We start from the raw sequence: 13,187 nt of genomic DNA on the forward strand, positions 1-13,187 counted from the left end.
AGCGGATGCCAACCATCCGTCGATGGCGCCGCCCCTCGAGGCTAGCGAAACGGCGTAATGCTTCTTTTGTTCCAGCGGCAGACGCGTGGCGGACGCTTGGTCTCCGGTTTCTATCTGTCGTCCACGTAAATGCCGTTGATGGATAATAGCGCAAAGATCAGCTTGGGTGTTGCGCTCGACGTCGGCCGGTTCAGGATATCGTCCCCCCGACGGTGGAGGCGAGGACGGCTCAGCCGCCCGCCGCATAGAGGCGGGCGTAGCCGCCGCCCCGCTTGAGAAGGTCGTCGTGGCTACCCTGTTCGGCAATGCCCTCGGCGTCGACCACGACGATGCGGTCGGCATTGCGGATGGTGCTGAGCCGGTGGGCGATGACCAGCGACGTGCGTCCCTTGGCAAGTTCGGCGAGCGACGCCTGAATTTCCCGCTCCGTCGCCGTGTCGAGCGCCGACGTCGCCTCATCGAGGATCAGGATCGGCGGGTCCTTCAGGAACATGCGGGCAATGGCAATGCGCTGCTTCTGTCCGCCGCTGAGCTTGACGCCGCGCTCGCCGACGATGGTATCGAGCCCGTCGGGCAGTTCAGCCAGGAAATCGCCGAGTTGCGCCCGCGCGGCCGCGGCGGCGATGTCTGCCTCCGATGCGTCGAGCTTGCCGTAGGCGATGTTCTCGCGAATGGTGCCGCCGAACAGAAAGACATCCTGCTGTACGATGCCGATCTGCCGTCTCAACGAGGCGACGGTCATATCGCGAATGTCGATGCCATCGATGGAGATGGCGCCTTCCGTCACCTCGTAAAAGCGCGGCAACAGCGAACAGAGGGTCGTCTTGCCGACCCCCGACGGACCGACGAAGGCAATCGTCTCGCCAGCCGAGATGTTGAGATTGATGCCGGAGAACAGTGAACGGTCGCCGCCATAGCTGAAGCCCACATCCGAGAAGCATACATCGCCCTTGAAGGCGGGTGCGGAAACGGCGCCCGGCCGGTCCGCGATATCCGGCTCGGTGGCCAGAAACTCGAGATAGCGGCGGAAGCCGGCGATGCCCTTCGGATAGGTCTCGATCACCGCATTGATCTTCTCGACCGGCCGGAAGAATACGCCGACCAGCAGCAGGAAGCCGACGAAGCCGCCGGCCGTCAGCTCGCCCATCAACACCAGCCGGCTGCCGAAAATCAGCACGACGAGCTGCACGAGGCGCATCGACAGGAAGGATAACGCGTTGGTGGCGGCCATCAGCCTGTAGGCGGCGAGCTTGGTGGTGCGATAGGCGGAATTGTCGACGGCGAACAGCCGCCGTTCGTAGTCCTCGTTGGCGAAGGCTTGCACGACGCGCATGCCGCCAACGTTCTCCTCGATGCGCACGTTGAAGCCGGCGACGCGCCCGTAGAGCTGATGCCAGTTCTCGGTCATGCGGCCGCCGTAGCGGGCGGTGATGAAAGCGACCGCCGGCACGATGGCGGCGGTGATCAGCGCCAGCTCGACGTTGACCGACAGCATCAGCAGGAAGGCGCCGAGGAAGGTCATGACGGCGATGAACAGGTCTTCCGGCCCGTGGTGGGCAATCTCGCCGATTTCCTCGAGGTCCTTGGTCAACCGGGCGACCAGATGGCCGGACTTCTGATTGTCGAAATAGCGGAATGACAGCTTCTGCAGATGATCGAAACTGCGCCGCCTCAACTCGGTTTCGATATTGATGCCGAGCATGTGCCCGAAATAGACGACGATGGCGTTGAGGCCGGCGCTCAGGAGATAGATGACGAGGAGCGCCAGCGCCGCGACGACGATCAGCGTCCAGTCCGATGATGGCAGCAGACGGTCAATGTAGACCTTGACCGCGAAAGGAAAGCCGAGTTCGAGCAAGCCGGCGACGACGGCACATCCGAAGTCGAGCAGGAAAAGCGCGCGGTAAGGGCGGTAGTAGGAAAAGAAGGTTTTGAGCATGGGAGGGACAATGCCCCATCCCATGCTGATGCGAAAGGCCCGGCTGCCCTCGCCACGCTGACGGCGGCGATCCGTGTCGCCGCCGCATCGGTGAGAAAGCCTGAACCAGCTATTTCGCGGCGTCGAGCTCGGCAATCTCCGATGAGGTCAGCTCAAGGCCCGCGGCGGCCACATTCTCCTCGAGGTGGGCGATGCTCGACGTGCCGGGGATCGGCAGCATCACCGGGCTGCGTGCCAGGAGCCAGGCAAGCGTGACCTGTCCCGCCGTGGCGCCATGCGCCTTGGCAATGCGATCGACCAAGCCGCCCGTCTCGGCGAGCTTGCCGGCCGCCAGCGGGAACCAGGGAATGAAGCCGATACCATTGGTCTCGCAATAGGCAAGAACTTTTTCGCTGCCGCGATCGGTGAGGTTGTAGCGGTTCTGCACGGTGGCGACCGGAAACACCTTTCGCGCCGCCTCGATCTCGGCGACCGACACTTCCGACAGACCGGCATGGGCGATGATGCCCTGGTCAAGAAGCTGACGCACCGCGCCGAACTGCTCGTCGCGCGGCACCTTCGGGTCGATGCGATGCAGCTGCCAGAGATCGATGCGCTCGACGTCGAGCTTGGCGAGGCTCTTCTTGGCTTGGCCGATCAGATAGTCGGGGCGGCCATTCGGCGTCCATTGGTCGGGGCCACCACGAGTGAGTCCGCCCTTGGTGGCGATCAGTAAGCCCTTGTAGGGATAGAGCGCCTCGCGGATCAGTTCCTCGGAAACGTCGGGGCCGTAGCTATCGGCGGTATCGATGAAATTGACGCCGATCTCCGGCAGCCGCTTGAGCGTGGCAAGCGCCGTCGTCCGATTGGCAGGCGGACCCCAGATGCCCTTCCCAGTGATGCGCATGGCGCCGAAGCCGAGGCGATTGACCGTGAGGTCGCCGATTTTGAAATGGCCGGACAGGCCGGCATCGATCGTGCTCATCTTCTTGTCCTTTCGCGATGGGAGGATGCAGGCGGCGGAAGTGCTTTCCGTCGCCTGCCAAAGCGGTCAGGGAACGATATAGCCGGCAGCGGTGAACAGCCGGTACCACTCCTCGCGCGACAGCGTGACACCGGCGCCGGCCACACATTCCTTGACACGGTCGGTGCGCGTCGTACCCAGCACCACCTGCATCTTCGCCGGATGGCGGGTGATCCAGGCGACGGCGATGCCGGTCGGCGTCACGCCGTGGGCGGCGGCGATCTCGTCAAGGGCGTCGTTGAGAGCGGCGCAGTTTTCGCGGTCGCCGATGAACGGGCCGTCGAAGAAGCCCCGCTGGAACGGCGACCAGGCCTGCAGCGTCATGCCTTCCTTGCGCGAATAGTCGAGCAGGCCGAGGTTGCGATCGACCGACTGTTCCAGGCCGGCCATGTTGATGGCGACGCCCTGGGCGATCAGCGGCGCGTGGGTGATGGAGAGCTGTACCTGATTGACGATCAGCGGCTGCTTCACCGCGGTCTTCAGAAGCTCGATCTGGCCCGGCGTCTGGTTGGAGACACCGAAGTTGCGCACCTTGCCCGACGATTGCAGCTTGTCGAAGGCCGACGCGACCTCCTCCGGTTCGACCAGCGCATCCGGGCGATGCAGCAGCAAGACGTCGAGATAGTCGGTCTTGAGCGCCTTCAGCGAGCCGTCGACCGCTTCGAGAAGGTGCGCCTCTGAGAAATCGAAGAAGCCCTTGCGGATGCCGGCCTTGCTCTGGATGACCATCTTCTCGCGCTGGGCCGGCGTCAGGTTCATCGCCTCGCCGAAACGCTTCTCGCAGAGGTGCAGCTCGCCGCCATAGATGTCGGCGTGGTCGAACATGTTGATGCCGGCGTCGATAGCCGTGTTGACCAGCGCCCGAATATCGGCGTCACTCATCTTGGGAATGCGCATCAGGCCGAGAATGACCGAGGAGACCGAAAGGTCGCTCTTGGGAATCTGATAAGTTTGCATGCTTTGCCTTCGTTATGATGCGTTGCCCACGGGGCCGGTCGAAACGACCGAGCCGGCAACGGAAAGGAACGCGACGGACGATGCGCGGTCTCCTGCCATCCGTCCAACAGATTGCAGAGATGCAATTAATCGATACAAAGAATGGCAGGCGTTGGGCGAAACACACCCGCCTTTCGCCCAGCCATATAGCCTGGGATCAATACTCTTTCTCGAAATAGACGCCGGCTTTCGACTGCTCCTGGGTGGCTTCGGCTCTGGCTTTGACGTTATCGGTGATGTCGAGGTTCACCGATACGCCGGTCCGTCCGCCTTCACCGGCGGTCACGCCGAGATAGACCCGTTTGCTGATATAGCGGCCAGCCGTCACTGCCGAATTGCCCTGAGCATCGGTATTGACGTCGAGATCGTCGAGGCCGACCCCGGCACGCAGGCGATCGAGAACGCCATTGCCATTGCCGCCGCCGGCCAACTGGGTCACCGCCTCGGCCAGCTGGGCAATCTGTATGGCCGACAGATCGGAGACCGAACGCTTGAACAGGAAGCGGGCGAGGATTTCGTCCTGCGGCAGCTCTGGCGTCGACGAGAGCACGATGTTCGGATTGTCGGCATAACCCTCGACGGTGGCCGTAACGGCCACCGAATCCGACGTGCTGGTCGCCGACAACGACAGATAGGGATTGAGATCGCCTTGAAGCGTCACCGTGCCTTCGGTGAGGGTGATGCGCTGCCCGATGACCAGAAAGCGGCCACGGATCAGGGAGAAGCTTCCCACCGGCTGCACGTCGGCAAGCGTGCCGCGCACCGTGAGGTGGCCGCCGAGTTCGGCGTCGATGCCGCGACCGCGCACGAAAAGCTGGCGTGGCGCATTGACGGCGATATTGAGCCCAACCGAAAGGCTGCCGCTCGATTTGGTTCGCCCGCCGCCCGCCGCCTTGTTGATCCGCTTCAGTGTCGCGTTGACGTCATCAGGCGTGTTCTTGTGCTTGACGTCGATCAGAACCGGCGCACCGCCGCCGCCTTCCGGCACGGTGATTTCGGCGCGCGCGATATCGACATTGCCGGCAATGTTCAGCCCATTGGTCACCGAGCCGGTGACCGAGAGGGCGGCACCGAGATCGGCCGTGACAATCCGACCGTCGGTTACGCGCGTTTTGGTCGCGGTGACCTTGACGTCTACCGGCAGGCCGCTGGTGAGACCAATACTGCCATTGGCCGACAGACGCCCGCCGCCGCGAACCGTGGCGCTTGCCCTTTCGATGCGGACGCTGTCGCCGGAGAGCTGAAGCGCCAGCTCGATGGCGTCGAGCCGCATGGTGGTCAGCGGATCGACCACCGAGGCGCCGCTCACCGTCACCCGCCCCGAAAGCTCGGGCGATGCCAGGCTTCCGGTCGCCTTTAAGGCCGCCTTGGCCGTACCGTTTATGCGGGTGCCGCGCGTCGCGACATAGGACTGAGCGAGCGCCAGAGGCAGATTGGCGGTGGCATCGACCGCAAGGCCGCCGCCCGACAGCGGAATGGTGCCTTTTGCTTCGGCGCCAAACCCGTTGGGGCCGGTGAGTTTGGCCGAGGCGAGGCTTATCCTGCTCCCTTCCAGCCGTCCGGACGCGGTCGCGCCAAAGCCCGTGAGACCGGCGGCGGTCAACTGCGGCGCGGCGATGCCGTCGGCCTTGACGGTAAAGGCGGTCGCCTTGCCGTCGCTCCTGGCGGTACCGTCGAGGCTGGCAACGCTGGCAGCTGGTGTTGCAAGGCCCTTCGCCGCAAAGCGGCCATCGATTTTCGGCGCTCCCAAAAGGTCCGCAATGGCGGCGTCGATATCGGCCGAGGCGACGCGATTGCCGGCAAGTGCGAGGTTCGCCGCCTTGATATTGGCCTTGGCCGACTGCTGTGCGCCGTCGGGCGCCAGACTCACGTCGGCGGAAAGCCGGCCGGTGACGTCCATGAGAACGAGCGGTGCAATCGCCGAGAGGTCGGGCGAGTTGACGACGAGCCGCCCATTCATCAGCCCCTGGCTTCCGAGTGCAACGTCACCAGTTACTCGAGTGTCGGCGACCGATAGAGCAAGGCCGTCGAGCCGGCGGGTGCCGTCTGCGGCGCTTGCCAAACCGGCCGCGAGCGTCAACGGCTTGCCCTTCACCCGGCCCGTTCCCTTGACGTTGCCATTGAAAGCCGCACCGTCGAGTTTGCCGGAAAGGTCGATCCCCAGCGCTTCCAGGGCGTTGCCGGACAGCGTCAGGCGGTCGGAGGACAGGCGGGCCGTCAGATCGAGCGGCCCGTTGCCCCCTTTGAGAGACAGCATGACGCCGGCCGCCCCCTTCGCCTTCGGTTCGATCCGGCCGACATCGGGTAGCGTCAGCGTGGCGGTGAGGTCGGTGTTTTCAAGGGCACGACTACCGTCGGCAGTCAGGGTGAGCGCCGGATTGGCGATCTTGAAATTCTGAAGCTTCAGCCCCGACGTATCCCGCGCGATGCGGCCGGTCAGCTTCGTCTCGCCCGATAGCAAGTTGTCGAGTTGGGCGATGCCAGCCGAAAGTGCGTTGGCTTGTCCATCGAGCGTCAGATCGAAGGCACCGGTCGTCGGGACCAACGATCCATTGGCCGCAAGCTCGACGCTGCCTTGAAGGGACTGGCCGGCGAGCGCCGAGAAAGGCGCCAGCGAGGCTGCTTTCAGCTTTTGCTGCCCTTCGATACGACCGTCCGTCACCTGGCCGGCGAAGGAGGCCTCGGCAGTGGGGGTTGCAAGTTTCAAGGCGTCGATCGCCAGCGGTGTACCGGCCGCCCAGCGTCCGGAACCCGAGAAGGAGAGTTCGCCGCCCACGGCCTTGCCAACCGCGGCGTCTGTAAAGCTGAGACCACGCGAGCCGCCGCTCAGCGTAAAGTCGATCCGGCGCTTCGCGGCGTCGCTGAGATCGGTGGTTGCGCCATGGCCGCTGATCTCCAGCGCACCGGCACTGACGCTCGGCGTCGACAGGCCCTCAGCCGCGAGATCGAGGCTCCAGGCGCCACCGTGGCCAAAGGAAAATCGCAGCCGGCCTTCGCCGAGCCGCGTGGTCGCCCCGGCACCGCCGAGCGGCAGCGCGCCGTCCTTGCCGGCGATGCGCCCGTCGATGTCGATGGCCGTCGGGAAGTGGTCGGCGGCAAACGCCGCCGAACCCTGAAGCGTCAACACTGGGGCGGCGAGCGCCAGCTTTTCGATGGTAACAGGGCCGGCGTCATCGATACGGCCCGAAAGATCAAGTGTCGAACGACCTGCGAGATAGAGCGCATAGTCGGGCTGGGCCAGCGCCGCGAGATCGCCGACAAGCGCCGAACCGAAGCGATAGCCGGCACCGTCACGAGCGATAGTGGTGCGGCCGGTCAGCCGGTTGACGCCATCGGTGGCAAGCGTGAGGTCGGCGGCAAACTCGGTCAGCGGGCCGGCGCCTTTCAGCGTCAGGCTGACCGACGGGCGGCCGGGTAGATTGAGAAGGCTGGCCATGACGCCGCCAGCCGGTTCGTCGGCCTTGAAGTCGAGATCGAGCGCCTTGGTGTCGGCGGCATAGGCGGCTTTGAGGGTCAACTCGCCCGGCTTGCTGTCGGTGCGGCGCACCGCCAAATCGGCATCAAGCGACCCATCGGCAAGGCTGGCCGAAGCGGTGACCGCCAGGTACGCTTCCTCACCCAACACCCGGGTATCGAGAATGACGTTGGGGGCAGCCAGCCGGCCGACTTTCACCGCCACCGGCAGTTCCGGCAGGCTGAAGCCCTCGCTTGCTGCCGGATCGACGGTTTCGGCCGGCAGTGGCTTGCGGATCACCTCGATCTTGTCGGCGTCCAGGCTGTCGACGTCGAGCTTGCCGCGCAGCAGAGCCAGACGGCTCCAGACCAGATGCACGCCTTCGATCTTCAGCCACGCGCCCTCGCGGTCGGACACGGTGATCGAGGCGAGACGAACGTCTGAAGACAGCGCTCCATTGATCGCCCCGATCTCGATCTTGCGATCCGGCGTCGAAATCTTCTCTTCAACGAAGCGGACGAACGCGCCTTTTTCGGCGCTGTCGTCCTCCTGGGCGCCGGCCAGCGTCAGCGCCACCGGCGCAGCGGTGAGAACGGTGAGGACGAGGAGGGCGGCTTTGATTTTCATGGGGTCGCCTCCTCAGAAACTTTGGCCGAGGCCGATGTAGACGCCAACGGTGGAGCCGCTCTGTTTGCTATCGAGCGGCAACGCCACGTCGAGCCGTACCGGTCCGAGGCCGGTGTAGTAGCGGATGCCGGCACCGGCGGCGAAACGCAGGCTTTCCGAGAAATCCGGGTAGCTTGAGGCGAAGGCGTTGCCCGCATCGACAAAGCCGACCACACCGAAACTGTTGGTCACCTTGGCACGCAGTTCGACCGACCCCTCAAGATGCGACAGGCCGCCGACCACCACGCCATTTTCCTTGGGGCCGAGGCTGCGATAGGCGTAGCCGCGCACCGAAGAGCCGCCCCCGGCATAGTAGAGCCGGCCGTTGGGCATCTCGTCGATGGGAGCGCCCAGGATGGAGCCGGCGGCAAGCCGGCCGGCGAGCACAAAGCGGCCGTCGTGATCGAGAGGTAAGTAGGAGGCAATGGAAGCGTCGGCAATCACGCCGGTATTGCCGAAGTTCGCTTCGTAGAAAGGCTCGAGACCGGCCTTGATGTTGAAGCCGTCGTGCGGATCGGTCTTGTCGTCCCGACTGTCGTAGGTGAGGCCGAGCGGCAGGCCCGCGAGCAGGAACTTGTCGGTCCCCTGAGCATCCTTGTCGCGCGAGGCGGTCACGCCGAGGCCGAGAGAGACGGCAAGTTGCTCGGTGATGGCGTGGCTGAGCCCGACCTTCGCCGTGATCGCCGTCTCGGTATAGGTGTCGGGTGTTTCCCGTTTTGCCTCAAGAGATGCGGTGAGGTCGGTGAACGGTGTGATGATGCCTGGACGAGTGAAGGTCGCTCCAAGATCATAGTTGAAGTCCTTGGGGTTGACACCGGCGATGCCATTCACCGCGCCGGACAGCTTGAGCGACTCGGCGTGGCCGAAGAGGTTGCGGTGCTGCCAGTAGGCTTCGAGGCCGGCACCATCTTCCGTGGCGTAGCTGACACCGCCACCGAACACGTGGAGCGGTCGTTCGGCGACGTTCAGGGTGAGCGGCAACTGACCGTTGGGGCCGAGCGTCTTGGCTTCTTCGATGCGCTGACTGGAGAATACCTGCAGCCGCCTGAGATTCTTCTGCCCACGCTCGATGGCGGCGGGGCTGTAAGGCGTGCCAGGTTCGATACCCGTCATCCAGGCGGTGTATCCGGCGTCCATGCGTTGGGTTCCGGTCACCGCCACCGGTCCGAAGGTCGCGGCCGGACCGGGATCGACGGTGATTGCCACATCGAGCGTCGAGCTGTCGTGCTGGGCAATGGTGTCGCGCTTGACGACGCTGGCGAGCGGATGGCCGCGCCGCCGCCAGGCATCGATCAACAGCTTTTCCGATTCTGTGACGGCACCCGCCCGCGCTGGTTCTCCCGTAGCGAGACCGATTTCGGCCGGCGTCGATTTCTTGAAGTCAGCATCTTCCGGCCCCAGCGGTGGCGCCCCGGTTATCTCCACCTTGCCGAAGCGGAAGAGCGGGCCGGGTGTGACGCGCATCGCCACTTTCGCTAGCTGGGGCAGAACGGCATCCGGCGCGATGGCATCGGGGTCCCGCCCGTCGACGGTGATTTCGACGGTACCGCCATAACGGCCCAACCGATAGAGAGCGGCAGTGATGCGGCCATATTCGGCGTTGACGCGGGACAGGAAGGCGGCGGTCGACGGCGGTGGCGTATCGTCGCGGCCGGTCCAGAGCGCCGAAGCGGCGAGCACCGCCGCGTGCAACTCGTCGTCGGCCCCCACGGTGTCGATGGCTACGGTGTAGCGCTGCGCATCGGGGGAAATGTCGGGATCGGGGGCGGCCTCAAAGAAGCGATGGCCGAAAAGTTCGAAGGCGGCGGCTTTCTGGGGAAGAAGTGAGATGGGTAGCAGTGACGCCGCTACGGCGACGAAGCGGGCGGTCGTCGGGGGTCGTCTCTTCCCTTTGACCTGCATGAAATGCCCTCTCCCACTCACGCAACAGACGATGCCGGTTTGGTACTCAGCGCTCCCTATCCTGAAGATTAGAATAAATTGAGGTTACGAAAGAGAAAAGATGACAATCACCGCAATTCGTCCTGTGTGGGGCGACAATGAGAAAAGGCCCGCGTGGGAGAAACGCGGGCCGAGGTGCCTCTTGGTTTTCGGAGGAGAGGTCAGCGGATGCGCAGTCCGCCTTCGTTAAAAATATAGCGCCTGTCGGGTGGGCAGCCGAGCGTGATGCTGTCACCGGAGCGGACGTCCGGCCCATCCCGGTATTCGACGATCAGCGGCTGGCCGTCGGTGAGCTGGCAGTAGAGATAGCGCGTGCCGCCAAGGTACTCGAGCACGTCGACACGTGCCTCGATGCCGCCGGCCGCCCCGACGATGAGATGCTCGGGCCGGAGGCCGAAGGTCACCTTGTCGCCCGGGACGAGGCCGGCGCCGGCGATCGGTGCGGCTTCCATCCGTCCGGCGAGCTCCACCTTGCCGTCACCCCGCCAGACCGCGTCGAGCAGATTCATGCGCGGCGAACCGATGAAGCCGGCCACGAAGGCGTTGTCGGGGTCCTCGTAGACGGTGCGTGGCGAGCCCGACTGCTCGATCCGGCCGTCGCGCAGCACGACGATCACGTCGGCGAGCGTCATTGCCTCGGTCTGATCATGCGTCACGTAGACCATGGTGTTGCCGAGTTCGCGATGCAGCCGGGCGATCTCGACACGCATGGAGACGCGCAGTTCGGCATCGAGGTTGCTGAGCGGCTCGTCGAACAGGAACACCTCCGGCTGGCGCACGATGGCCCGGCCGATGGCGACCCGTTGCCGCTGGCCGCCTGAGAGCTGGCCCGGACGACGATCGAGAAGCTGCTCGATCTTCAGAATGGCGGCGGCCGCCGCCACCCGCTCGTCGATCACCGCTTTGTCGGTACGCTGCATCTTCAGCCCGAAGGCCAGATTGTCGCGCACCGTCATGTGCGGATAGAGCGCGTAGCTCTGGAACACCATGGCGATGCCGCGCTGCGACGGGTCGACGTCGGTCACCTCGCGACCCTTGATGGCAATTTCGCCGTCGGTCACCTCTTCGAGGCCGGCGATCATACGCAACAGGGTCGACTTGCCGCAGCCCGAAGGCCCGACGAACACCACGAAGGCACCGTCGGGGATCGACAGGTTGACGCCGTGGATGACCTCCATCGAGCCGTAGCTCTTGCGCACCTCGGTGAGCTGAACGCCACTATCGGACATGACCGTCACGCTCCATTCTTCTTCGGACCACCGCGCATCCAGACGAGCATCTCGCCGGGCGCGCGGTTGTCCCAGAGGTGATAGGGCACGAAGCGCGCCTTGGCAGGCTCCGTCGCCGGTGGCGCTTCGCGATAGAGAGAGCCTTCGAAGCCAGCGCTGACATCGCGCGTCGCCTCGAGTTCGAGCGCGACGGCACCGCCGAGCGCTTCCACCACAGTTTCGCCAGCACGGGCCGGATCGCCTGTGACTGTGAGCGCGTTGAGCCCATCGCCATTGTCGACGCCCTCGGCGCAGTAGACCAGCGGTCCGCGCATCAGCGCGAAGCGACCAGTGTCCTGGCGGACGCGCGGATCGGCCCAGAGGGCGCGCGGAATGAGCGGCAGCTCAAGGTCGATGACCTCTTTACCGGTCCACTCATGTTCGATGCGGGCGTAACCATCTACCATCACCGAGGCAAGATCCACCGCCCCGCCATCGATCGACAGCTTGGCGCCTTTCGCCCAACCTGGGATGCGCAGCGAAATGGCGAAGCGAGTGGGCCTCTCCACCTTCAGCGTCAGCCGTACCGCGCCATGCCAGGGGTAGCGGGTAGCCTGGCTGAGCTCGATCTTGGTGCCGGCGACTTCGGCCTTCACAGAGCTTTCGCCATAGAGATGCACGGCGATTTCATCGTCGGCGACGGCGTACATGTAGGAGCCGACCGACGCAACGAGACGGGCGATGTTGGGCGGGCAGCAGGGGCAACGATGCCAGATCCAGCGATGGTGCTTGCCGGCACTTTCCAGCGGGTTCTCGTAGAAGAAAGTCTTGCCGTCGAGCGACAGGCCACTGAGCGAGCCGTTGTAGAGTGCGATCTCCATGATGTCGGCGAAACGGCGATTGGGGCCGCGGCCGAGCATGCGGTTGGCCCAGAACACCAGACCGACCGAGGCGCAGGTTTCGGCATAGGCGCTCTCGTTCGGCAGGTCGTAATAGTCGGTGAAGCCTTCATTGGAGGCTGCCGGTCCGATGCCGCCGGTGATGTACATCTGCTTGGTGATGAGGTCGTCCCACAGCGTATCGAGCGCTGATGTCAGCGTGTCGTCGTTATATTCGGTGGCGATGTCGGCCATGCCCGAATAGAGGTACATGGCGCGCACCGCGTGTCCCACAACCTTCTTCTGCTCGCGCACCGGCTGGTGAGCCTGGTTGTATTCGTAGCTCTTCTGGATGAAGTCCGCGGGGTCGCGACTATCGCGGATCGCTTCCTCGGTGAAATAGTGGGGCTCGGTGCCGCGCTCGTCGATGAAGTATTTGGCGAGATCGAGATACTTCTTCTGTCCGGTGACGCGGGAGAGTTTGACGAGCGCCAGCTCAACCTCTTCGTGGCCGCAATAGCCGGCGATCTTGCCGGGGCCATGGCCGAAGACCGTGATCATGTAGTCGGCGTAGCGGCTCATGATGTCGAGCAGCTTGCGCTTGCCCGTGGCCTGATAATAGGCGACGGCGCCTTCCATCAGATGGCCGGCGCAGTAGAGTTCGTGAAAGTCGCGCAGGTTGGTCCACCGGCGACCCGGCTGGACGCGCTGGAACCAGGCATTCAGGTAGCCGTCCGAGTCCTGCATCTTCTCATAGAGATCGATGATCTTGTCGACACGTGCCTCCAGCGCCGGGTTTGGCTTGCGATAGAGAGAAAAGGCCACCGTCTCGATCGACTTGCCGAGATCGCTGTCCCAGAACATCTGTGTCGAGCCGCCCCAGGGCTGGAGGGGGAGCACGATGCCGGGGCTCGGCTGGCTGACGTCGATCGCCTTCACCATGCCCGCGTCGACACAGCGGTCGAGCAGCGTTTCGGCGGTGGCGTTGCAGACGGCATCCTGGCGGGCGCCGAACAGGCCACCGAGCACGACGGACGGCACGGGGACGGGACGGAACTGACGGTCTCTCTTGGTCTTGGTCATGATGGGTTTCCAGTGAGGG

Annotated in this window: 7 protein-coding genes; all 7 read right to left on the reverse strand. The window is 64.4% G+C overall.

The window, feature by feature from the left end; translation table 11 throughout:
• Positions 1-229 precede the first annotated feature (229 nt).
• Positions 230-1,939, reverse strand: coding sequence for an ABC transporter ATP-binding protein (locus G522_RS0103435; RefSeq protein WP_026789834.1), 1,710 nt, complete (start codon positions 1,937-1,939; stop codon positions 230-232).
• Positions 1,940-2,048: 109 nt separating this feature from the next.
• Complete coding sequence (locus G522_RS0103440; protein WP_026789835.1) at positions 2,049-2,903, reverse strand: aldo/keto reductase; 855 nt, start codon at positions 2,901-2,903, stop codon at positions 2,049-2,051.
• 66 nt (positions 2,904-2,969) lie between these two features.
• Complete coding sequence (locus tag G522_RS0103445; RefSeq protein ID WP_026789836.1) at positions 2,970-3,899, reverse strand: aldo/keto reductase; 930 nt, start codon at positions 3,897-3,899, stop codon at positions 2,970-2,972.
• Positions 3,900-4,095: 196 nt separating this feature from the next.
• The gene (locus G522_RS0103450; protein ID WP_026789837.1) at positions 4,096-8,019 is read right to left on the reverse strand and encodes a translocation/assembly module TamB domain-containing protein; all 3,924 of its coding nucleotides are present in this window, start codon (positions 8,017-8,019) and stop codon (positions 4,096-4,098) included.
• 12 nt (positions 8,020-8,031) lie between these two features.
• Entirely contained in the window at positions 8,032-9,960 is a 1,929-nt protein-coding gene (locus G522_RS0103455; RefSeq protein ID WP_051228257.1) for an autotransporter assembly complex protein TamA, read from the reverse strand.
• A gap of 200 nt (positions 9,961-10,160) precedes the next feature.
• On the reverse strand, positions 10,161-11,228 hold the full coding sequence (locus G522_RS0103460; protein ID WP_026789839.1) for an ABC transporter ATP-binding protein: 1,068 nt from the start codon (positions 11,226-11,228) through the stop codon (positions 10,161-10,163).
• A 5-nt stretch (positions 11,229-11,233) separates the two neighbouring features.
• Positions 11,234-13,168, reverse strand: coding sequence for a glycoside hydrolase family 127 protein (locus tag G522_RS0103465; protein WP_026789840.1), 1,935 nt, complete (start codon positions 13,166-13,168; stop codon positions 11,234-11,236).
• Between the last annotated feature and the right edge of the window lie 19 nt (positions 13,169-13,187).

Source organism: Pleomorphomonas oryzae DSM 16300 (assembly GCF_000422965.1).
GTDB lineage: Bacteria > Pseudomonadota > Alphaproteobacteria > Rhizobiales > Pleomorphomonadaceae > Pleomorphomonas > Pleomorphomonas oryzae.